This window comes from Photobacterium iliopiscarium (assembly GCF_003026395.1).
Taxonomy (GTDB): Bacteria; Pseudomonadota; Gammaproteobacteria; order Enterobacterales; family Vibrionaceae; genus Photobacterium; species Photobacterium iliopiscarium.
On sequence record NZ_PYOO01000005.1, the window covers coordinates 81,153 to 102,255 of the forward strand.

25 protein-coding genes are annotated in these 21,103 nt (G+C 35.2%); 11 read left to right on the forward strand and 14 right to left on the reverse strand.

Features of this window, described 5'->3' with window-relative positions:
* Positions 1–11 precede the first annotated feature (11 nt).
* On the forward strand, positions 12–650 hold the full coding sequence (locus C9J51_RS09755) for a nuclease-related domain-containing protein (protein ID WP_052668041.1): 639 nt from the start codon (positions 12–14) through the stop codon (positions 648–650).
* A 71-nt stretch (positions 651–721) separates the two neighbouring features.
* Here the strand turns inward: C9J51_RS09755 and C9J51_RS09760 are convergent, their stop codons facing one another.
* Positions 722–1,087 carry a hypothetical protein gene (locus C9J51_RS09760; protein ID WP_107274997.1) on the reverse strand — a complete coding sequence of 122 codons (366 nt, stop codon included), beginning with the start codon at positions 1,085–1,087 and terminating at the stop codon, positions 722–724.
* A gap of 277 nt (positions 1,088–1,364) precedes the next feature.
* Between C9J51_RS09760 and C9J51_RS09765 the strand changes: the two genes are divergently transcribed.
* Positions 1,365–1,724: a DUF6559 family protein gene (locus tag C9J51_RS09765; RefSeq protein ID WP_045040063.1), complete on the forward strand. Its 360-nt coding sequence runs from the start codon at positions 1,365–1,367 to the stop codon at positions 1,722–1,724.
* A 741-nt stretch (positions 1,725–2,465) separates the two neighbouring features.
* Here C9J51_RS09765 and C9J51_RS09770 read toward each other — a convergent pair.
* From C9J51_RS09770 to C9J51_RS09795, 6 genes are all read right to left on the reverse strand, one after another.
* On the reverse strand, positions 2,466–3,236 hold the full coding sequence (locus tag C9J51_RS09770; RefSeq protein WP_082301480.1) for an endonuclease: 771 nt from the start codon (positions 3,234–3,236) through the stop codon (positions 2,466–2,468).
* A 120-nt stretch (positions 3,237–3,356) separates the two neighbouring features.
* Positions 3,357–3,554: a YwbE family protein gene (locus C9J51_RS09775; protein ID WP_045040012.1), complete on the reverse strand. Its 198-nt coding sequence runs from the start codon at positions 3,552–3,554 to the stop codon at positions 3,357–3,359.
* Between the two features lie 293 nt (positions 3,555–3,847).
* Positions 3,848–4,120, reverse strand: a complete 273-nt coding sequence (locus C9J51_RS09780) for a hypothetical protein (protein ID WP_045040013.1) — start codon at positions 4,118–4,120, stop codon at positions 3,848–3,850.
* A gap of 129 nt (positions 4,121–4,249) precedes the next feature.
* The gene (locus C9J51_RS09785; RefSeq protein ID WP_107274998.1) at positions 4,250–5,134 is read right to left on the reverse strand and encodes a LysR family transcriptional regulator; all 885 of its coding nucleotides are present in this window, start codon (positions 5,132–5,134) and stop codon (positions 4,250–4,252) included.
* A gap of 121 nt (positions 5,135–5,255) precedes the next feature.
* The gene (locus tag C9J51_RS09790; protein WP_045040014.1) at positions 5,256–6,029 is read right to left on the reverse strand and encodes a helix-turn-helix transcriptional regulator; all 774 of its coding nucleotides are present in this window, start codon (positions 6,027–6,029) and stop codon (positions 5,256–5,258) included.
* Positions 6,030–6,137: 108 nt separating this feature from the next.
* Positions 6,138–6,617, reverse strand: a complete 480-nt coding sequence (locus C9J51_RS09795) for a YbhB/YbcL family Raf kinase inhibitor-like protein (RefSeq protein ID WP_045040015.1) — start codon at positions 6,615–6,617, stop codon at positions 6,138–6,140.
* A 275-nt stretch (positions 6,618–6,892) separates the two neighbouring features.
* On the opposite strand from C9J51_RS09795, the gene C9J51_RS09800 reads away from it, so the two are divergent.
* Positions 6,893–7,141, forward strand: a complete 249-nt coding sequence (locus C9J51_RS09800) for a DinI-like family protein (protein WP_045038553.1) — start codon at positions 6,893–6,895, stop codon at positions 7,139–7,141.
* A gap of 99 nt (positions 7,142–7,240) precedes the next feature.
* Positions 7,241–7,618, forward strand: coding sequence for a cupin domain-containing protein (locus C9J51_RS09805; protein WP_045038554.1), 378 nt, complete (start codon positions 7,241–7,243; stop codon positions 7,616–7,618).
* Between the two features lie 458 nt (positions 7,619–8,076).
* On the opposite strand, the gene C9J51_RS09810 is transcribed toward C9J51_RS09805, so the two are convergent.
* Positions 8,077–8,616 carry a TetR family transcriptional regulator gene (locus C9J51_RS09810; protein WP_045038555.1) on the reverse strand — a complete coding sequence of 180 codons (540 nt, stop codon included), beginning with the start codon at positions 8,614–8,616 and terminating at the stop codon, positions 8,077–8,079.
* A 119-nt stretch (positions 8,617–8,735) separates the two neighbouring features.
* On the opposite strand from C9J51_RS09810, the gene C9J51_RS09815 reads away from it, so the two are divergent.
* The 3 genes from C9J51_RS09815 to C9J51_RS09825 all read left to right on the forward strand — a co-directional run bounded on the left by C9J51_RS09815 (position 8,736) and on the right by C9J51_RS09825 (position 11,702).
* On the forward strand, positions 8,736–9,338 hold the full coding sequence (locus C9J51_RS09815) for a glutathione S-transferase family protein (RefSeq protein WP_045038556.1): 603 nt from the start codon (positions 8,736–8,738) through the stop codon (positions 9,336–9,338).
* Between the two features lie 32 nt (positions 9,339–9,370).
* A complete protein-coding gene (locus C9J51_RS09820; RefSeq protein ID WP_107274999.1) occupies positions 9,371–9,883 on the forward strand; it encodes a carboxymuconolactone decarboxylase family protein in 513 nt (170 codons plus the stop codon).
* 373 nt (positions 9,884–10,256) lie between these two features.
* Positions 10,257–11,702 (forward strand): tyrosine-type recombinase/integrase, encoded by a 1,446-nt coding sequence (locus C9J51_RS09825; RefSeq protein ID WP_045040017.1) that lies wholly within the window; start codon positions 10,257–10,259, stop codon positions 11,700–11,702.
* Between the two features lie 442 nt (positions 11,703–12,144).
* On the opposite strand, the gene C9J51_RS09830 is transcribed toward C9J51_RS09825, so the two are convergent.
* The gene (locus tag C9J51_RS09830; protein WP_373455731.1) at positions 12,145–13,389 is read right to left on the reverse strand and encodes an Nramp family divalent metal transporter; all 1,245 of its coding nucleotides are present in this window, start codon (positions 13,387–13,389) and stop codon (positions 12,145–12,147) included.
* A gap of 431 nt (positions 13,390–13,820) precedes the next feature.
* On the opposite strand from C9J51_RS09830, the gene rpoS reads away from it, so the two are divergent.
* Both rpoS and C9J51_RS09840 read left to right on the forward strand, forming a co-directional pair.
* On the forward strand, positions 13,821–14,723 hold the full coding sequence (gene rpoS / locus C9J51_RS09835; RefSeq protein ID WP_082301482.1) for an RNA polymerase sigma factor RpoS: 903 nt from the start codon (positions 13,821–13,823) through the stop codon (positions 14,721–14,723).
* Positions 14,724–14,790: 67 nt separating this feature from the next.
* A complete protein-coding gene (locus C9J51_RS09840) occupies positions 14,791–15,000 on the forward strand; it encodes a DUF1439 domain-containing protein (RefSeq protein ID WP_052668045.1) in 210 nt (69 codons plus the stop codon).
* A 43-nt stretch (positions 15,001–15,043) separates the two neighbouring features.
* Here C9J51_RS09840 and C9J51_RS09845 read toward each other — a convergent pair whose 3' ends face one another.
* Positions 15,044–15,340, reverse strand: a complete 297-nt coding sequence (locus tag C9J51_RS09845; protein ID WP_045036964.1) for a hypothetical protein — start codon at positions 15,338–15,340, stop codon at positions 15,044–15,046.
* Between the two features lie 164 nt (positions 15,341–15,504).
* Complete coding sequence (gene chrA, locus C9J51_RS09850) at positions 15,505–16,653, reverse strand: chromate efflux transporter (protein ID WP_107275000.1); 1,149 nt, start codon at positions 16,651–16,653, stop codon at positions 15,505–15,507.
* Between the two features lie 234 nt (positions 16,654–16,887).
* On the opposite strand from chrA, the gene C9J51_RS09855 reads away from it, so the two are divergent.
* Complete coding sequence (locus C9J51_RS09855; protein WP_045036962.1) at positions 16,888–17,814, forward strand: LysR family transcriptional regulator; 927 nt, start codon at positions 16,888–16,890, stop codon at positions 17,812–17,814.
* Between the two features lie 72 nt (positions 17,815–17,886).
* Here the strand turns inward: C9J51_RS09855 and C9J51_RS09860 are convergent, their stop codons facing one another.
* Positions 17,887–19,002, reverse strand: coding sequence for a 1-acyl-sn-glycerol-3-phosphate acyltransferase (locus tag C9J51_RS09860; RefSeq protein WP_045040019.1), 1,116 nt, complete (start codon positions 19,000–19,002; stop codon positions 17,887–17,889).
* A 260-nt stretch (positions 19,003–19,262) separates the two neighbouring features.
* Between C9J51_RS09860 and C9J51_RS09865 the strand changes: the two genes are divergently transcribed.
* Complete coding sequence (locus tag C9J51_RS09865) at positions 19,263–19,943, forward strand: AraC family ligand binding domain-containing protein (protein ID WP_045036960.1); 681 nt, start codon at positions 19,263–19,265, stop codon at positions 19,941–19,943.
* Positions 19,944–19,991: 48 nt separating this feature from the next.
* Here the strand turns inward: C9J51_RS09865 and C9J51_RS09870 are convergent, their stop codons facing one another.
* Both C9J51_RS09870 and C9J51_RS09875 read right to left on the reverse strand, forming a co-directional pair.
* On the reverse strand, positions 19,992–20,504 hold the full coding sequence (locus tag C9J51_RS09870) for a hypothetical protein (RefSeq protein ID WP_128081781.1): 513 nt from the start codon (positions 20,502–20,504) through the stop codon (positions 19,992–19,994).
* A gap of 56 nt (positions 20,505–20,560) precedes the next feature.
* On the reverse strand, positions 20,561–21,088 hold the full coding sequence (locus C9J51_RS09875; protein WP_045040021.1) for a nicotinate-nicotinamide nucleotide adenylyltransferase: 528 nt from the start codon (positions 21,086–21,088) through the stop codon (positions 20,561–20,563).
* Positions 21,089–21,103: the final 15 nt, after the last annotated feature.

Below are 21,103 nucleotides of genomic sequence, written 5' to 3' on the forward strand. Positions count from 1 at the left end.
TGAGGCTGATTATGTTTAGTTTTTGGTATGTATTGGGTTTATTCGTTGCTTTCATTTGTGGCATTGTCTTTTGTCATAAGAAACAGAAAGGACACACGCTAAACATTGGTGAACGTCTTGTTTCAAAAAGCGTAAATTCTTATTTAATACATGAGCAAGTGACAGGGATTGTCGTCAATAACGTAACTTTATCCATTGATGGTAGTACGACCCAAATTGATCATGTTCTAATTTGTACCAAAGGTGTGTTTGTTATTGAAACTAAGCACTATAGCGGTTGGATTTATGGTGATGCTAAACAAAAACAATGGATGCAGATCTTATTCAAAAAGCGTTCACGGTTTCAGAACCCTATTCATCAAAATTACAAACATATCAAAGCAATCCAAGCCCTATTCGATTTTGTGCCAACAGATCACATTAAGTCGTTAGTGGTGTTTACTGGTGACGGGGAATTTAAAACGCCACGTCCAAAAGATGTGGTGTTATTAAATGGTATTAGAGATTGGATGAACCAACATGAAGATGATGTAATGAGTTTAAATCGGATTCAGTTTTGCTATGGTCGTTTGGAGTATTTACGTTTGCCTGATAATGAGCAGACAGATAAATTACATTTGCAGAATTTGTCTAAGAGACAGGCTTTATAATGAATACAAATCCGTGGTCAGTTTTACTTGACCACTTTGGTTTTTATTTTATACCTTTCAAAATCATGTAGTTATAAAGTATTGTCTGACGTTGTTGCTTTATAAAAAAAGAACGATGAGCATCCTCCCCATGCAACAATATTTACCATCAACGCTTTTATGATATTAATTGACGTGACAGGAATTGTTTGAAAGACAAAGAAAGTGCATAAACTTGCGATAAAGCCCACTGCGATACCTTTGATAAACCATCTCTGTTTTAAAAAAGGTAAACAATAAAGCAATGCCCATAACCCGCCCCAAAAGACTTGTTTATAGATAAAAATATGATCGGGTTGAGGTAATCCTTGCAATGGGTTGATGAGATAAATAGCGAGTACATTGGCGATACTGCCAATAAACCCTGCCCCCAAAGCGATTGTGATATTTCTAAGCATAGTGATCTCTATGTACTAATTCTTGCAGTAATAGAACATCGAAGTCATAGAAAAATTTCACTCTTATGAGAATAATTTTTTTGACGCTGTATTTTACATTGTGTGTGTCAGTATCAGACTTACGTATAGCAAAGCGGAGTGAGAATAACGGGAAACAGTGTTGAGGTTGCCCTGCGTTCCCTAAGTGTAGAATAGTTGGATAATCTAACTAATTTTACGAGAGATGCTACTTTCAGTAATATGATCGCTATTGATTGATTTTATGAAGGGAATTACAGTGCTTAGAATTATTCAGCATCGCCGAATCAAAAAGGTCATCAAGTTGCTTTCGGCAAGGTTGATAAAGGGTTATGGCAGTCGAGATTTTTTCTCTTTAGGTCAAATCACAGCCAGTACCAGTGAGTGTAGTGCCCGTCAGCAACAAATCGCAGTCGCTTTGTATGTTGATCCGCAAGATATTAATTTTGAAGAAAACCCTACCCTGAAATTGTTACGTAATGATATATCACACTATTTCTTTGAGGGGAATGATTACACCGGACAGGATGTGCTTAATCTGCTTGTTTTAGGTGGATGGAAAGGTGGTCGAATAGATGATGACATGTCAAACCGGTTTGGTATGGGGAGTCGTTATTAGTGATCTGAATTGTGATGGTGGGATTTTACTTAGTATGGCTGACTAGCCTACTACTATTGTAGAAATAGTAGTAGGCCAAACGTCATAAATAGAAAGATTCTATTCTTCAGTTTCTTTAAGCTTACTAAGCTCTATTTCAATTTTTTCAATATCAGCAGTGTAACGTGCTTTACTTGCACCATCTCTAGTAGACTTAGACATAGCTTGTAACTTAGAAAGTTTCTTTGTAAGTGCTGCTAATTGGTTCTGGGTTCTACGATTGCTGCTCATTAATAAATGGTACTCCAATAAATGATGTTATTTGCTGTGTGACTACAATTAAATTATATATCATTACAACAGGTTAATTAACTTAACGGTTAATGCTATTGTATTTCTAGCTCGTTACCTTTATAGCGTAGCATATAAGACTACAAATAATGAAATATTAATATAGTTTAGTTTGCTTTTGATAACTGACGCTCGTTATTAAGGCTATCAGTGGTTGATAATCCTACGAAGATCATAACATTGGCATTACGAATGTTGCCAATTGTTAACAATTAGAGTGGATCATACATAGCATTGTAAATATTAATTTGAATCATGTGGTCATATTTAACTGTATATTTTGAGTATACTGTTCTACTAACGATGAATGTATAAGCTATTGTCAGTGTGGTTAATGTGTTGTCATAAATCAAATATAAAAAAATCCACATCGTTAAATGTGGATTTATCACGGTTGAATTATTGGTGTTATTAACCGATGTTTTTACAGCGCGAAGCTAAGATAGGATCAACATTACCTTGAATCTTTTGAATTTTAGCGGCGCGTTGGCATTCCCACTTTGATACTGGGTATTGCTTGTCCCATGCGCTCATTAATTGGCGTTGTTGACGACTCATTTTGTAACTTGGATATACTGCATCAAAATACATGTAAGTACGCGCAATAATACCACGGGCACGTTCTGGTGGTTGAGCATCGTGATCTTTCTTATCAATGATCATGTCACAACTACCGAATGAACGGTAATTTTTACTGGCTGTTTTAGGCAGCATTACATAGTTGTAGTTTTGACGAGCAGCGTTAACCGCCCCTACTGCTGGATAAAGGTTATAAAGGTCTGATTGCATTAAGCGGTATTCAGGGTTGGCTTTTTCAGCACATTTACGGCCCTTAAATGATTTGCCTTTACTATCAATGCATACTTTTGAACCTTCACGCCATTCACTAAATGAACGTCCAAAGTTCTCCGCAGGCACTACGTGTTCAGCCTCCCAACGTTTAACGCGCTTTTTATACACATCAGTTGTGAAGCCTGATGGCAAGGTAACGTATTTTTTATTGTTAAAATCAGCACCGCAGTAAATAGTCTTCATATCAACAGGATTAGTATAGATCTGCTGTTGCATGATCTTTTTTGCTTTGCTGAATGATTGGTTGGTGGTGTTACCTTGTGGCGACTGTGCAAATGCAAGCGTCGGCAATAGTGCGACACTAAGTAGAATAATATTCGTTTGATTCACGGTGTTCTCTTTTTGATTATGCGATCAATTTATCAATGGACTGACGCGTTGAAATGACAAAGCTTGATTAGGCTTTGTTTTAATTAATCATTTGAAAATAAGGCTATTTTTGTGCGTTATTTATTCGGAAATAATCACTTTTACGCGTCCTACATCACCTGAGGTGAGGCGTACTTTAATACCATGAGGATGTGTTGGTGAATTAGTAAGGATTTTTTCTACCGTACCAGATGTAAGTGTGCCGCTACGTTGATCTTGTTTTAATACAATTTGTACATTTAGACCAACGTGAATATTTGAACGATTATTACCAGACATATTGACTCTTTTATTTTTAATTTTTCAAGTTGTATTATTGAGCTTTTACAGTAAAACGCAACTTAATATTAAGCGTTGGTTGTTTTGTGTACGTTATTAAGATGTATCTTATTGATATAAGGTTAAACAAGGATTTTTAAATCTAAAAAAGAAATGAATAAAGCGATAAATAATCAAATATATTGGATACAAGTAATACCATAACTGGCATGTAATACGGTGTTTATAAGTATTTTGCGGGTGTTGAGATAAAACAAAGCCCTGTAGATTAAGGGCTTTTGTTTAAATAACGATTACTGTTGAAGTGCAGGACAATCTTTAGGCAATAATTGTTCAGGTATGGCTGGCCCGATTCCCATATCCGCCGTCCACCCTTTTAAGCCGCCAGTTTTAGGGTCAAAATCACTGCATTTATACGGCTTATCTTTTATTAGTGTTGCTGGCGTGGGTTGTTGAACTGTAGTGTCATTATTTTTGGTTTGCTCATGTTTGCTCATTGTAAACGCGAGGCTACAGATTACAATTCCGCTAAGTACTGCCAGTGCAGATATTGTTGATTTTTTCATGGGTGATCCCCTTCAGTAAAAAACGGGTGATTATGTATCATCTATTTAATGCTTATTTTATAGAGAAGATCAAATTATGTAATAAAATAAATACGTTATTGCTTGTTTAATCACCAATTTGATTGCTTGTTAATATAATGATGTCAGTAATGACGTTACTGTTTGATAACGGATAGGTAATTGGCGGTGCTGTTTTTGAATAATAAAAAGCTGTTCTGTGACTAATATCGGTGGTGATATAACATACAATTTATGCTTATCTGTAAAATGATCAATGGCACTTTTGGGTAAAACCGTAAAGCCAATTCCTTCTGCAACAGCAACTAAAATTTGGTTAAGTTGATTGATGTAACTCGTAATCGGTAGGTGTTCAATCTTAATATTTGATAAATGATGATAACCACAATGTTGGAAGTATTTCGTTAAATAATATTGTGCATCAGGGTGATCAACTAGCCCACATGCTATTAATAATTCATTGGTTAGTTCATGATGTTCGTATTGTAACGGCAATACTAAACATAAAGGCTCTCGTCCTATCATCGTCGTTTTAAAGTGTGTATTGGCTGGATTTTGAGTGACGATCCCCATATCAATCGTATTATTTTCAATATTATCTAAGATTTTATAATTAGGTGCGGCTTCTAAATGAAAATGCAATTTGGAATGTTGTTGCTGTAAGCGTAATAACTGAGGATATAGTGATAATGCAAATGATCCTGAGCAAGCGAGTTTACAAGTTCCTTCATAAGGACTGTCTGTTTGTAAGTTACTCATTAGTGTTTGATATTGATGTGTTTGTTGCTGGGCATATTGATAGACAAGCTGCCCTTGTTCTGTGATTTCAAATTGTTTGTTATAGCGTGTAATCAGTTGATAGCCGCAAGCTTGTTCTAATTTTTTAATATGCTGGCTAACACCTGGTTGGGTCATATGTAAAAGATCTGCGGTTTGAGTAAAATGTCCAGTGTCTACTAAAGTTGTAAATGTGGTTAACCATTGGGGATTTATCATGTTTTACTCACAGAAGATCATTACAATAAATTATGATAATGAGAGTAAATGATAACCTGATTTTTATCAATTATATTGGTATAACGATCGCTCTAGCTACTCACTTCTCCTTTATTGCTCGTTAGGCCATTGTTTGCTGATATTCTTTTAACGATAAACCAAACTGTTTTTTAAATCGTTGTGCAAACCGTGTCTCTGACTGATAACCACAAAGTTGTGCTAAATCAAGCTGTGTGTAGTGTTGCTGTTGTAATAAGGTTAACGCGTAACCCATTCTTAATTCTGCTAATATTTCTCTAAACTGGGTCGACTCTTCACGTAAACGACGAATTAATGTCGATTTACTTAAACCCAAATGCTGACAAGCTGATTCGATATTATGCTGTTCACTTGGTTGTTGCCTAAATAATTCAACTAATTTGTCACGCCATGATAAATCTTGATAACTGAAGAGTTGATGTAATCTTCCTATATTGGCTAAGAATTCAAATAAAGCATTAACCATACATTCTTGAACGTTACGCGGTAACGTGCCTGGCATGTTAACCAGATTCATAAACAAATACTCTCCTGCTTTATCAAATTGGTAATTAGGTGTGGTATGACGATTATTCTGTTGGCGAGAACGGGTGATAAGTTCGGTGGTGGGTCGTGTTAAAAAACATAATTGCAGTGATGAAAATACAGTCTGTGATGGTTGATTAATAAATGTTTGTTGTGAGTGTCCGGCTGTGAGTAGCCAATTTTTAGGATCAATATTGATCCAATCATTTTGCCATTGTAATTTTTTCACACCGGCTTGTACCCAAACAATGGAAGGATAGATAAATGGCACATTACGTAATGATTGTGATTTTTGACCCGTGTAATGAATACACTGAACAAGCGCTGACATGCTATTTCTCTTTCTAGGCGAAGTGATGTTATTGATGCTACCAAAAAAGAAAGTCCCATAATAGATAACTACTAATGAGACTTTTCTTTAACGCTAGCATGGCTATTATTAACGCTGATAATGTGCGGTAATAGATGATTTTGCTAGAGCTGTACCATTAAGCATAAAACTGACTAATGCACATGATGCGTCATCAGGCACTTCTAGTTTTTCACAAGGCAATGCCCATACTGTAAATATATAACGATGAACACCATGACCTTCAGGTGGGCATGCACCGCCGTAGCCATTAAAGCCGTAGTCATTACGCATTTCTAAACCCGCAGCAAGATTAGCTGATGCTCCTTCTGCTAATTCGTGTGTTGATGCTGGAATATTAATAACTTGCCAATGCCAAAAACCACAATCAGTCGGTGCATCAGGATCGAAACATGTTACAGCGAAACTTTGCGTACCTTCAGGGGCATTTTTCCAAGCAAGTTGAGGGGAAATGTTATCGCCATCATTACCAAAGCTATTAAATGAAAAACGCTTTTCGTGATGTTGACCTTCAGTAATGCTGTTACTTGTCATTGTAAATGTTGACATGATTATATTCTCGTATTAATTGTCTATGCCGTTACTATACGAGATTTTCACGATCACTTTTAGCCTTAAAGTGTCATTGTTATCTTATATAAAGGTCGATATGACACTTTTCGTCTTTTTTTTGATTAGGTTTAACTTTAAATATTATGCCATAGCGTGAAAATTTAGCGTTAATCAGTACTACCAATCAAGACCATAAATAATTTAAATTAGTCACTCAGGGTTACTGTGTTTATAATCAGTGTTATTTTATCCAGTATAATAGATGGACTTATATGCGTATTGAATTAATGGTTAATCAAAATAACGTCCCTGAAAATGTTTTTTACCAAGTTGAATCTGAATTTACTCGCCGTATGGCAATTTCTTGGCCTGACGCATTAGTTCGAGTACGTTTAGGTGGAGCTAACGAATTAAGCGTATTAGGTGGATTAAAAGAAGATAAACAGCATGTCGAATCAGAACTTGAAGCAATGTTTGATGAAGCTGATGATTGGCTAGAACAGCCAAATTACGATATGTAGTACGTTATAATTGCATATTGAGCTTGCTAATTTAATACTGATGACGTTATCTATAAGTGCCTATAATAGTAAAACTGTTATTTATTGGTAATCTTTATTATGAGCACGTTTATTTCAAAAGATATTTGGTCAGATTTTACTGCTGATCCTGAGTTTCCGGGTTTTAGTTTTCGAGATACTGATGAAAGTAATGCTAATTGTGTAACGGCATTACTTGAACGTTGGCAAGCAGGTACAATTGAAGATCCCCATCATCATCCACATGATGATATGTCCATTATTGTTACTGGTGAAATTGCAATTCAATTCCACCTTCGTGTTGATGGCGAGTTAGTTGATGATGGCGAGCCAATGATCTTAACTGCTGGTCAAACTGGCTACATTAAAGCTAATCGTATTCATAGTGTTGTATACACTACTGATTGCGACATGGTTTATATTCAAAATAAAACATTCGGCTTTGAGGTTGATAAGTAATGATTAACCGTCATTCTTAGTCTGTATAAAACTCTCACCTATTTAGTGAGAGTTTTTGTATCTATCCAATGTATCCAAAAGTTATTATGTTGATTAGTAATAACTTTTGGATACATTTGTTATTCTTTAGGAAAAAAATGCATCATTTATTTTAATTTTGTGGTTTTTATCGCATGTTATTAAAACTATTCTGACTCAATAACTCAATGCTATATATTGATTATATGTTAAATAATATGGTGTGTTTATGTATATTTTAATAAAAGAATTTATATGCCCCAAATGTGGACAATCAAATTATCTTGAAGGAAGAGGCATTCTTTTGTGTGTTTGTGGTTATCATACTGAGTACACAAAAGCATAAGTAAGCTTATTCATAGATAGTAGAATACCGCTCAGGATTTTTATTCTTTAGAGTGGGTATTCTTTTTTGCAATAATAAATAATAGCTTCCCTCTTTAGATCATGAGGCTGCGTATTATTTCTTTAGTGTCAGAAATGAGTTTTATCTCTTTATTGGCAACTAATTTAACAATAAGCCCTTCATAAAGTAATTCAATATGGAAAGCTAATTGAGAACGTTCAATGCCAAATGCGATCAATCTTTTTTGCGTTTCAGTGTAGGACGCTCGCTTATGATTTACGGCTAATTGATGTAATGGATGTTGCTCATCGGAAAATTCACGACAAGCGGACATAAAAATACACCCATAAAACTGATTACTTTTAACTAGCATTTCTAGTTCGCTAAACCTAGCAAGAACCAATTCTCTTTTATCTTCAATGGTATCCCATTCTTCAGCCCAAGTTTGTTGAATGTTATTGCTAAATAACGTTAATGCCTCAATCACTAAACCTTCTTTACTACCAAAATTATTATAAATAGTCTTCTTTGATATTTTAGTATGTTCTGCAATTGTATCTACGCCGGTTAGAGTGATCCCTTCTTTTTGTGCTAGCTCAAGAAACCCCGTGATTAGTTTTTGTCGTTTTGTCATTTATTGTATCACCTTAATGTTATTACCAATAATTATACACAGATCTGTGTAAAAATGTTTGTGTTTTAAAAAAAGCAGCCTATAATAATTTACACAGACTTGTGTAAAAAGAGAATAACATGAAAATATACAGCTTCCCATATTCAATCCCTAGCTACCGTGTTCGATTAACTGCATCATTATTAGGATTCAATGCTGAAGAGCATGTGATAGATTTAAGTAAAAATGAGCAAAAATCAGCGGAATTCTTAGCTATTAATCCATTGGGTAAAATTCCAGTAATGGCTGATGACCAAGTAATTGTCAGTGATTCAATGGCTATATTGCGTTATTTAGCCAGAAAATCTCAAACCAAGCATTGGTATCCTGAATCTGATATCGCAACAGCCGCTAAGATTGATACGTTATTATCTTTAGTCAGTAACGAATTATATGAAGGAATTGAAAAAGCGCGATTAATTACAGCTTTTAAAATGTTGCCTGATACATTATTACCTCAATGTGAAACTATTGCTTATGACGTTTTAAATATCCTAAACACACAATTAGAAGATAAAGCATTTTTAGTCAATGACATGCCAACCATTGCTGATATCGCTGTGGCTTCAACACTGCTCTATATTGATGAGGCTTCTTTTAGTTTAGATAACTATAAAAATATTCAAAATTGGCTTAATAACATTAAATCGTTAACTGGGTTTATCCAACCAACATTTCTTTAATCTGCTTACATTTATATAATGAGTATTAATTTATGCTAGTTATTACTGATCAAATAGCCCTTCTGTCATCGCTATTAACAAAGCAAACAGAATTAAATAATGATAATTTGATCTATGCAGCTTGGGCTGCGGCGCTCAATTCTCAAAGTAAGTATATTGTTGAAAATATTAGTCAACATATTCAACGTCCAGATGTGAATACGTTACAAGATATTGAATATGCTATTTCACGAATGGGTGTTACCAATCCTTATTTTATGTCTAGACAATTTGTTGATATTCAACAAGGTGGATCATTAAACAGCCTTCATTTTCGTCCATTACAAGCACTGAATATAAAAAATGAAACCGCTTATCATTATGCGTGTGTGGTTGTTTCATTAATGAATGGTGGCCATATGTGCCTTTCTTCTCACGTGAATAGTTTGTTAGAACGTAACGAAACTGAGAAAAGTATTGATGCCGCAATGCGCCTTGGTGCCGTATGCAGTTCACTCGCTAAAAGAACATTTATTGATGATGTTTTAAATAATGACCACCAGTGATGATCTTGCTATGTAACACCCATATCATATAAATTCCGTTATCATGATATTAAATAATCAGATTTTAATACGGTTTAATATTACGCACGCAATATTAAACCGTCCCCGCTTTCTACCTCATTTCATGATTAGAGCTAACGATCTTACAGTTAGTGACAACGTAACACTTTAATATTTATTTAAATAGCGACAGATTATGGGCAATATAAAAATAATCGACGCTATTGATTGCTGCTATTTTAAGCAAAAATTTCCTATTTCAGATATTCCATTGATCTTCTCATTTTTCGCTAACTAACAGATTTATATAGCTTTAATTTGTCAGTCTTATATAATATCTCTTATAGCAGATCAAGAATAAAGACTAAAAGTAATGACGATCGACCCTTCAAATGCGCTAGTACATAATGACTTCAATTTAAGACCTGGAACGCTACGTCAACAAACTGCTGTTAGTCAACAGATCCGTCAACGTGATCAATTTATGACAAATCCGGCATTGGCGTATATACATTCATTAGCAGCGACTGATACCACCGGTGGTCAGGCAAATGCGCGCTATACAATAGAACGTTTTAGTCGGTTTTTATTAGGATCAACATTCGATCGAATTGATTGGATCATGGTATTAACGACACCAACACTGATTGAAAAAGCAATGGCGGCTTTTTTGATTCATCGTGCAAAAACAAAAGCTAAGATGAAAGGTTTATTTTATGATCCGCAGCGATCACTTAAAAACTTGCACATTAATCCTTTAAAAAAAGCACTGTTAATTGTTGGTGATTATTTTTATCAGCAGCGACAAATTTCATTATCGCAGTATCATGATTGGCAATATGCTATTGAGACGTTTTCAATTCAAAATCAAACAACTACCTTAGAACAAGGTTGGCTTCCCCCTCTTATAATAGAGCAAAATTTAGCGATTGAATTTACATCACAAGCAAAAATTATGCTTGAAGCATTCAGTTGTTTTTGTATAAGACCGTGTATAGAAAGGATGGATTGGTATAGCGTTCTTTATGCACCAGTCCTACAAACGTCAATGCAATCCTTTTTATCTTCACGCTTAACCATGAAAAGTAGCGATAGAAAACAAGATTATGCCCCCGCTACTGCCGATAACTTATTAAGAATGTTACGTGGTGTCGCTTATCATGCTTGGCTATCTGAGTCGATTTCGATTGAAACATTGCAGCGAATTAAGGCCATAAAACTGCCACGAGGATCACGACAATCCAGTGGTCGTTACCTAAGTTATTCAGATGTTGACCAAATATCGGCACTAACTTTGGTACAATCAAATAAAATAAAAGCATTAAGAGATAATGCTATTTTTTGGCTAATGTATGAATCTGGCTTACGCCGTGCAGAAGTGATCGGGCTAGATGTTAACGATATTGATCTTTATTTATGCAAGATACGGGTCATGGGTAAAGGTAATAAAGAACGTTATGTCCCCTTTTCAAAAAGCAGTGATCTTTATGCGGCAATTGAGCAATGGCTAATTGTACGTTCTCGACATCCACAACAAATATCGAGCTTCTTTTGTGGTGTTAATCGGTATCAACAATTAACATCGCAACGTTTAACGACTCAAACCTTAAATGACCTTTGCAAACAGATATATCAGCTTGGTTTTTCGCGACAAATCTCTCCCCATGATTTTCGTCACTCAGTCGCAACTAATTTATTACGTTCAGGGTATGATTTATTATTAGTCAGTAAGTTTATGGGGCATAGTAGTATTACAACAACCCAGCGTTATGACCGTCGTACTGATGATGAATTACAAGGTGTTACACCGGGACGTTAATATGTCACATTATAGAATTTTTGTTTCAGTATTTATTATGAAAAATTGAGTCTAAGTATAATAACAGCATCATATTCTGCTATATATTAAAAGAAATGTTATCGTATGAAAAATAACAAATTGGATTGATTATGTTGATATTTATACGTACATTATTATTGATGACACTCATTACTTTTACGGCATCAAGTTCAGCTCTAACACTTCAACAATATACCCAGCAATATGCTTTATTACCTTGCACCGGGTTAGAGACGAGAATCGATAGCTTTGAAAAAAGATTATCGATGATGTTATCGACGGCATCTAAAAGAGAATATGAGGATTTAAAACGAGAATATAAAGCACTTAATGAATTATATAAGAAAAAGAATTGTCATAAACGAAACTCCCGCTAATAATAATATTAACGGGAGCTAAGTAAGGAGTCAGAACAATAGAATTAAGCCAGTAATGTATAACTTAAATATAAGTTTAGTGCGAGAACAATAGCTACAATAATTAATCCTAGTGTTGAAACTATTTTATTGTTTTTGTATTTTCCCATAATGACTTTGCTATTAGTAAAATATAATAAGGGAATGATTGCGAGTGCGATACCAAAGCTTAGAACAACCTGACTCATGACTAAAATTTCAGTTGTATTAACCGCTAAAGCGATAACAACAAATGACGGGATCATGGTAATTGAACGACGTACCCACATTGGAATGCTAAATTTAACAAAGCCTTGCATTACAACTTGGCCAGCCATTGTACCGACTACAGTTGATGAAAGCCCTGATGCCACCAATGAAATACCAAATAATATAGATGCTGATTTACCGACTAATGGTGTTAATGTTTTATATGCTGTCTCTATTTCAGCGACATCTTGATTACCTGAATAATGGAATACTGCGGCAGCCATAGCGACGATAGCTATATTGACAAATCCAGCAATGACCATTGCAATTAATACATCATATTTTGTTGACCGTAAGCGTGTCGATACTTTTTCACCATACGTGTTTTTAAATAATGCTGAGTGTAGATAAATAACATGAGGCATTACCGTTGCACCAAGAATACCTGCGGCTAAATATATTTGGTGAGGACTGTTTAATGTTGGAACAATTAATCCAGTGACTAAAGCATGTGATGCTGGCGGTGCAATAAATAATTCAAATATATAAATAACGGCAACTAATAATAATAAAGCACCAATAACGACTTCAAGTGGTTTTTGACTTTTGTTATTAAGCATTAATATCATCATTGTTGCTATTGCTGTGATAATAGCCCCTTCCATTAAGCTAATACCAAACAATAATTGAAAGCCAACAGCCGCACCAATAAACTCGGCAAGATCGGTTGCCATCGCTATTATTTCAGCTTGAATCCAATAAGGACCAATTGCCCATTTAGGAAGATGATCACGTAAATGTTCAGCTAAATTTTTACCTGTGACTATCCCTAATTTAGCTGACAGATATTGGATCAACATCGCCATTAAATTAGCCCACAGAACGACCCATAAAAGTTGATAACCAAAGGCTGAGCCTGACTCAATATTTGTTGCAAAATTACCTGGATCAATATAACCAATAGCAGCAATGAATGCAGGGCCTAATAAAAGTAATTTCTTTTTTAACTTTAAGCTAAATGGGATTGGCTGCATATAAAGTGCAATAGATGCTTTATTCATAAACGACTCCTTTGTCTTGAGCTTACTTTACTCAAGATGCAAATGAGAATCAATATCATTTGATAAATAAATATGATTGCTTAGATTTCACTTATGGGTTGTCAGATAACGATAGTTTAATCCTATTGATTGTATTAATGCCTTTGGTTAAAGAATGTAAATTTTATCATTTTTAGTGCTTAAAATGTCATCGACCTCAAAATTTTGTGATCGTTTTTCAAGAATAAGTATAAGAGTGTTTTATCTTTTTTAAAAAATCGATATTGTCATATTGATTTATATATCTTTAGCGCATTCTATGACTAAAGATTAATACTTATTAAATATAAGGTTATTTACATTGGCTAAATAAAAATAGTCATCTTTTTGTAAGATTTCTTGTGAAGAATAAATATTATTATATACATCAATCGCTGTAAGTATGATTCAAAATGGATATTGAAAAAGGATGTAATATGGAAGCCGAAGTAAACCTCAAAACACGCACTTTTGAAACAGACGTCATTCAATTATATCTTCATGATATCTCAATGAAGCCACTTCTCTCAAAAACAGAAGAAATCCTTTATAGCCGCAAAGCATTAACTGGCGATTTAAGTGCAAAGAATATAATGATTGAGAGTAACTTACGTTTAGTTGTAAATATAGCGAAACGTTACCGTGGTAGTTCTATTCAATTTAGCGATCTCATTGATGAAGGAAATATCGGTCTTATTACAGCCGTCGATAAATTTGATCCAGAAAAAGGTTTTCGATTTTCGACATATGCTACATGGTGGATTAAGCAAACGATAGAGCGTGCTATTCATAATCAAAGTCGTACTATTCGCTTACCCGTTCATGTGTCCAAAGAAATTAATACTATTTTACGTACCCACAAACAGTTATTGAAGAGTCAGAATAAAGAACCTAACGATGAAGATATCGCTCAAACATTAAATCGTAACGTTAATGATATTACAGCCCTGTTAGCTTACGATGCTCCAGTAATATCTTATGATCAAACAATCAATGATGATGCTAATTCACAATCACTTGCCGCTTTCCTCACTAATGATAAAGAAATTCAACCTGATGCGCATTTAGATCAAATGGATATTAAAAATATAACCACTTCTGTTTTAAATGCTTTACCTCCTCGTGATAAAGAGATTATTTGTCGCCGGTTTGGATTATTTGGCTATGAGTCACAAACGCTTCAAGAAGTGGCTGATGAAGTAGGATTAACGCGTGAACGCATTCGTCAGCTGCAAGTTATTTCATTGAAAAAGCTTCGTAATTACCTTCAACGTGATAATTATGATATCTCGATACTATTTGCTGACACAGCATGATAGATTGTTTACTATTATTTAGAAGAGCACATTAGGTGCTCTTCTATCGTTATAGTTAAGGTTTGTTATGCATTTAAAATCATTAGCGATCACGCCTGAACGATTAAATAATGTATTAACTAAACCCGTTATTACTCCAATTGTTTCTTTTTTAAGCCAGGTGTTATCAACAAAACCCGTTTATAAATTGAATGATAATGAAATAGAACAAGCGCTTTTGAAAAAAACCAAGCCTGAATTAGTTATTGAAAATCATAAATTAGTTTTAGATTGGTAATCAGTTAATATTTATATAGAAAGCTCTTTATCATAAGAGCTTTTTATTCATTACTTTTTTCCTGTTTTAAAATACGCTCATTCAAGGTTTCATCTATCATTTTTACAGATCTTTCTGCTTCAAAAGAACGCTTCATGGCTTCTGCTGCATAATCTCTTGTCGTTGGGGTTTGGCTGGTAATAATAAGCATTAGTACAAAAATAATTGTCGCAACAGATAAAATAGCAACGGTATATATTCTCCGAGTAATACGCGCTTCACTTAGTTTAACTTCTGCTTTTACAGCCCGTAATACATCATAGTTGGTGATGTTTGAACGTATTCTTTGATTTTTATCCATCTTAAACATTCAGTTTAATTAATAGCGATCTTATTCTAGCAAGCATTTCTGAATTTAAGCTTACTTAGGTTTAATTTTGTGATGAGTGTTATTTTTTGTTTCAATATAAAGTTATAGTGCATTAGTTATATTGAAAAGCAGAGTCATAAAAACTCTGCGTTAAATTAAACAATAGTAATTACTGCGATTAAAAATAAAACAGCTAATAACCATACTGGACATTGGTATTTTTTGATTAAAATACACCCAATAATAACCAAAACAATGTCACTTATTGATTTTATCGAACTGGTTATCACTGGGTTAATAAATGCGCTACCTAACAAACCCACGACACAAGCATTAATTAATAAAATAGCGTGAGTTAAACGGGGATGGCTAAACAATGCCTTCCATGCAGGAATAAAGGCGAATAAGAGTAAACTACCAGGAAGAAAAACAGCGATGGTTGCAATCACACTCCCCCAAAGAGGCATTGACGGCATTGCTGACGCTCCTAGATAACTCGCCATCGTAAACATAGGTCCAGGTACTAATTGTGCTGAAGCATAAGCACTTAAAAACGTATTATCGGTTACCATTCCATCAAGCATAGGTTGTAATAACGGCAATACCACATGCCCACCGCCAAAAACGAAACTACCCGCTTGATAGAAAATACTAAATAATTTTAGCCCATCGTTAGTTGTTGCGATTAAAGGTAATAATATTAATACCCCTAAAAAAACAGCCACTAATCCAATATGAGGTCGAATAGGTTTAATTAAATGTTGATTAAGGACTGGTTGTGTTTTAAATGACCATAAATACCCTGCAATACTCGCAAGAAGGATCGGGAATATTTGCCCAAGTAAACCATGACTCACCATAAGCCATATCATGGTTAATAACGCAGTTACCACTGTTGGTATTGATGTTAAATTCTTTTTTACCATTCCCCATAGTGCATCAGCAACTACCACCACCGCTAATAATTTTGCAGCCGTAATAATATGTTCAACAATAACAGAATGACCAAATTTATTATTGGCAATAGCAAGAAAGGTTAATAATGCAAAAGAAGGTAAAGTAAAACCAATAAAGGCAACAATCGCACCTAGATGACCCGACTTTTTATAGCCGATATACATTCCAAGTTGACTACTCGCAGGACCGGGTAAAAATTGACATAATGCAATCGCTTGTGTGAAATCTTCATCACTCAACCATTTCTTTTTTACGACAAATGTTTGTTGAAAATAACCTATATGCGCAGCTGGACCACCGAAACTACATAGCCCTAACACTAAAAACTGCCAAAAAACCGTTATCATTAATCACATCTCCTATAGTGAAGTGATAATTGTAACGATTGCTCCTCTATTATTGAAATCGTTTATACAGATACATATTATTAATAGTATCGATGTTTAATCGCTTTATTGCACCATATCATTTTAATAATGAACAGAATCCTCTATGATAGAAATCATATACTTCTTATGTAATAACAAGCAAAGTCATATACCGTTCCCCTACTTTGCTTTTCTCTTCAAGAGTAGATGCTTATGTTAGAAAATCTTCAACAAATGGTCATCTTGGCAGCTATCGGCCATGAGCAAAATTTCACTCGAGCAGCAGATAGATTAGGCATCTCTAAATCACAAGTAAGTAAACAAGTACGTTACTTAGAAGAACGCTTAGGTTGTCAATTAGTCCAACGTAGCACTCGCACCGTTGCTTTGACTGAAATCGGGCTACAATATGCAGATTATGGTCAACAGCTCGTAGATACGGTCAATGAGGCCGAAGCGATGGTAGCCGGTTATCGAAATGAAATTAAAGGTGTACTACGAATTGGTATTGCACAATCATTTGGTAATATTCATATCACATCCGCTTTAGCTGAATTTCAAAAGACTAATCCTGAATTAGAACTAGAAATTAGCCTCTTTGATCATCGACCTAATTTGCTAGAAGAAGGATTTGATTGCTGGATAGCGATTCATGAACATCCACCTGAAGGTATGGTCGCCAGAAAGTTAGCTAATTGTGAGTTTGTTGTAGTGGCATCACCCGATTATATCGCTCAACATGGTCAACCCGAAACGCCGAGCGATTTACGTCGTCATAATTGCATTACTTACCAAAGCCGCGAACGTAAATATGTTAACTGGGCTTTCTCTCGTGATGGCGTTCAACAATCGATTAGAGTGAGAGGTAATTACCGTATCGATAATGCACCTGCGGTCTTAGATGCGGCGGTAAGCGGCTTAGGCATCGCGTATTTATCAACGTATTTAATGACTAATGAACTTGAAAACAACAAATTAATTCAGTTACTTCCTCAATGGAAAACGACGGTCGATTTACCTATTTATGCCGTTTATCCTCGTCGAAAGTATTTAGCACCTAAAGTCCGCTGCTTTATCGATTTTATGGCAGAGCGAATGGCACAAGCACCGTATAAAACACCACGGCCAATACTACCGTAATATTTTATTAATTCGAAAAGCAATAAAAAACGCGGCCATCATAGCCGCGTTTTTATTGTTACATCAATAATACTATTCTATCGCTTGTTTTTTTTGTGCTGGCAAAGCATACATGCGACGTAATATAGTTTGTACGCCTTGCGGTTGATCTGCTAGCTTTTGAGAAAATAACTGCTTTTCTGCTGCGGTTACTTGATCAGATTCAATCTCGGCAGCGATGTAATTAGACGGGAATAAATGATAATTTTCAGTTATTTGCTTATCAATTATTGCCGCAAGTTCATCGGGGGTTTCTGGTGCATCGGTGATCACATCACCAAAGCTAATATGAATGCGTCGTTTCTGGCCAACAATGCCTTGAACAATACTTTCAATGTCTTCAAATTCAGATTTTTCATATGTGCCGGTTGTCTCTTTTTGGTAAAGCTCTTGTGCTTTAGCCAAATCACAAGGATCGTTTTCATATGAGATCGCAACAGGAACAATATTTAAGCCACTCATAAACTCAGCAAAAGGTAATTTCTGCTTACGTCCTTCCATAAAAAACATTTTTAATATGGCAGGATCAGTTTTATCATTACCGTCTTTTGCTCGGCCTTCTTTTTGTGCTATCCAAATATTATTACCTGTCATTAAAGAATGAGAAATATAACTAGAAAGTAGACCTAATGACTTCATTAATTCGCGAGGGCCTTTTGATGAACGTTTAACAATGAAACTCTTGTTTAAACGCATCAATTCAGTGGCACATGGTTTTTTGAGTAAATTATCACCAATCGCAATACGAACTGTAGTGAAATTATTATTAAATAAACACCAATTCACCATCGCAGGATCCATTGCAATATCACGATGATTAGAAACAAATAAGTAGGCTTTATTTGGGTCGAGCTTATCCAAGCCGGTTATAGTTACACCGTCACATGAATGATCTATTGTTGCTCGCATATACTTCGCAACATAATCTTGTACGTCTTTAACACTCGCTACATTTGACCATTTATTAACAAGAAAGCGTTTTATTAATGGAATAAGTAGCCAACCAAACATACCTGACGCATGAGGAAAGCGGTATTTTAAAATAGCATTGATAAAATCTTTATCATCAATAAGGCGTTTAATAGCCCCTTTAACTTCGTTATCGTTGTAAGGGCGGATTTCTTTATAAATATCGTTATCTATACACACAATAAGGCTTCATCTTGAAAAAAATTGGTTATTTTATTGGCAAATATTATTTTACCTAATAACCTAAATCAATAAGGAATATGGTTGGAGTTCTAACCACGTCTAGTCGTTGAAATTTCAACCACTATTAATCATAAAAAGTGCGTTCTAATGCAAAAACGACCAATCATACACTGATTTTGATTATTGTCGCCTATGCAATGTTGACGATGTAGTAAAAACAGCCGAATATGTGCCAGATATCGAGTTAGAGAGACATTATGAAACAAGCCATTGAGTTTTCTAAAAACGAGCACCCTTTCCTTTTCGTCGGTTCTCGTCGTAAAAGTAACAACGCCTATTTTATTGTTGTTACTAGCGGCAGCATATTAATACGCTTAGGTAAACATGAGCATCTCGTGTCCAAAGGGCATGGCTTTTGGGTTCCCTTTGATTGTTTACATGCAGTCACTATTTTACCGGGTACGCATTTTTTCAAAGTTGCTTTTTCAATCCGTTTACGACAACCACTATGCCGTAACACAGGGTTCTTTGTGGTTACGCCACTCATTGATGCTTTGTTAGTTGAACTTGAAAAACAACCCGCTGAAAAACATGATTGGGATGGTGTGGAAGGACGCTTACTTAAAGTTCTCGCAGATCAAGTATCAACCCTATCAGCGTCAACACAATCGTTATCTCCTGCTATAAACAAGCAATACCATAGTGCGCTGGCGTTATTGTGTAATGGTAATAAAATCACCGAAAAATCGGCTATTCAAGCAATAGAGCCCGTATTAGGGATGACATTAAAAGAATTTGAATCCTGCATTATTATGCGTGAAACAGTGAAGTTAATCCGCTCAGGAAGAAAATTACCGCAAATTGCAACGCAGCTAAAAACATCAGACGTATTACTTGATGCACTTGCTATTGCAATTTTAGGTAAATCCTTCCAATAATAAAATCAGCTATTCAAAATAATGCCCATTAACATAATGGGCATTATTCTAATTTAACGGTACATGTACCTGTACAGAGATGCCATCATCGACACTGCTCTTAGTATGCCAACGATAATCTAATCGTACACGGGTACTATCATCATCAGGATCACCAAATCCGACACTCATTTGTACACCATGATTTAAGACCCATTGTTCAGCCCCTACAATATCTTCAACGTCTTCATTATCGTATTTTCTTGGTAACCAAAAACCTAAGCCGTAATACATTGAATCATTATGTTCAGTAAAAACGGGATGATCAGCAAAATCATCGCTCCACTGATTCCAAAACTCATTAGTGTTATAACGATGATCTTGTTTCCAATCGCTGAAGCGTTGAGCACGCTCATAAGGATTATCCTTAATGTGCGAAAAAGAAACAGTACTTATATTCTTCGGCAAAAGGCAAGTAGAATCATCAAGCTGAAACAATTGATTGTCTGTTTTTATAGTGCTTCTGTGCGTCAAATCACAAGGAAAAGCATATGCAGATGATGAATAAATTAAGTTACTCATAATGATAAGTATCAAGGCTTTAATTTTATTCATACGCAATGTTAAGTATCCATTTGTTATTCAGTAAATTGAAACCGCTCATCGTTCATTAGCATTGTTGTCACTGTAGGTGTCGTGTACTGAGTAATGTCATCATTATGTACTAATGCTTCACGTATCATTGTACTTCGTATTGGAAGCGTTTCTGGACACGCCATAATCTGCCAGCGTTTAAGAATATAATCTGCTTTATAAAAGCGATGAAAATTCAGAAAATTATCAGGACCAATAACAAATGTAATATTCGTATCGGGATGCCTTAATTGTAAAGCCTCAAGTACCGCAAATGTTGTGACTGCATTATCATCAATAGCAATTTGTTGCTCTAATGTTGATAATTCTAGATTAAGTTGTCCAATATCACCGATAAATGCACGCACAAGATCACATCGAGCTTCATAATCGAGCATTACTTTTCCCCACGCATGTTGATAGCTTGGAAGTAATAGCACTTTATCAAACTGATTTAGTCGCTCTAATACCGAACGGTGACCTAAACTAGGGGGGTTAAATGCGCTACCAAAAACTGCCAGTGTTTGTTTCATATCTCAATCAACTAA

What these genes read in the sequence shown, in the direction of transcription:
- chrA (WP_107275000.1), bottom strand. Translation starts at nt 16,653, where the DNA reads ATGATAACGGTTTTTTGGCAGTTTTTAGTGTTAGGGCTATGTAGTTTC.
- C9J51_RS09790 (WP_045040014.1), bottom strand. Translation starts at nt 6,029, where the DNA reads ATGTCAGCGCTTGTTCAGTGTATTCATTACACGGGTCAAAAATCACAA.
- C9J51_RS09840 (WP_052668045.1), top strand. Translation starts at nt 14,791, where the DNA reads ATGCATTTAAAATCATTAGCGATCACGCCTGAACGATTAAATAATGTA.
- C9J51_RS09800 (WP_045038553.1), top strand. Translation starts at nt 6,893, where the DNA reads ATGCGTATTGAATTAATGGTTAATCAAAATAACGTCCCTGAAAATGTT.
- C9J51_RS09760 (WP_107274997.1), bottom strand. Translation starts at nt 1,087, where the DNA reads ATGCTTAGAAATATCACAATCGCTTTGGGGGCAGGGTTTATTGGCAGT.
- rpoS (WP_082301482.1), top strand. Translation starts at nt 13,821, where the DNA reads ATGGATATTGAAAAAGGATGTAATATGGAAGCCGAAGTAAACCTCAAA.
- C9J51_RS09780 (WP_045040013.1), bottom strand. Translation starts at nt 4,120, where the DNA reads ATGAAAAAATCAACAATATCTGCACTGGCAGTACTTAGCGGAATTGTA.
- C9J51_RS09820 (WP_107274999.1), top strand. Translation starts at nt 9,371, where the DNA reads ATGCTAGTTATTACTGATCAAATAGCCCTTCTGTCATCGCTATTAACA.
- C9J51_RS09775 (WP_045040012.1), bottom strand. Translation starts at nt 3,554, where the DNA reads ATGTCTGGTAATAATCGTTCAAATATTCACGTTGGTCTAAATGTACAA.
- C9J51_RS09755 (WP_052668041.1), top strand. Translation starts at nt 12, where the DNA reads ATGTTTAGTTTTTGGTATGTATTGGGTTTATTCGTTGCTTTCATTTGT.
- C9J51_RS09830 (WP_373455731.1), bottom strand. Translation starts at nt 13,389, where the DNA reads ATGAATAAAGCATCTATTGCACTTTATATGCAGCCAATCCCATTTAGC.
- C9J51_RS09825 (WP_045040017.1), top strand. Translation starts at nt 10,257, where the DNA reads ATGACGATCGACCCTTCAAATGCGCTAGTACATAATGACTTCAATTTA.
- C9J51_RS09795 (WP_045040015.1), bottom strand. Translation starts at nt 6,617, where the DNA reads ATGTCAACATTTACAATGACAAGTAACAGCATTACTGAAGGTCAACAT.
- C9J51_RS09815 (WP_045038556.1), top strand. Translation starts at nt 8,736, where the DNA reads ATGAAAATATACAGCTTCCCATATTCAATCCCTAGCTACCGTGTTCGA.
- C9J51_RS09875 (WP_045040021.1), bottom strand. Translation starts at nt 21,088, where the DNA reads ATGAAACAAACACTGGCAGTTTTTGGTAGCGCATTTAACCCCCCTAGT.
- C9J51_RS09805 (WP_045038554.1), top strand. Translation starts at nt 7,241, where the DNA reads ATGAGCACGTTTATTTCAAAAGATATTTGGTCAGATTTTACTGCTGAT.
- C9J51_RS09810 (WP_045038555.1), bottom strand. Translation starts at nt 8,616, where the DNA reads ATGACAAAACGACAAAAACTAATCACGGGGTTTCTTGAGCTAGCACAA.
- C9J51_RS09865 (WP_045036960.1), top strand. Translation starts at nt 19,263, where the DNA reads ATGAAACAAGCCATTGAGTTTTCTAAAAACGAGCACCCTTTCCTTTTC.
- C9J51_RS09785 (WP_107274998.1), bottom strand. Translation starts at nt 5,134, where the DNA reads ATGATAAATCCCCAATGGTTAACCACATTTACAACTTTAGTAGACACT.
- C9J51_RS09870 (WP_128081781.1), bottom strand. Translation starts at nt 20,504, where the DNA reads ATGAGTAACTTAATTTATTCATCATCTGCATATGCTTTTCCTTGTGAT.
- C9J51_RS09845 (WP_045036964.1), bottom strand. Translation starts at nt 15,340, where the DNA reads ATGGATAAAAATCAAAGAATACGTTCAAACATCACCAACTATGATGTA.
- C9J51_RS09855 (WP_045036962.1), top strand. Translation starts at nt 16,888, where the DNA reads ATGTTAGAAAATCTTCAACAAATGGTCATCTTGGCAGCTATCGGCCAT.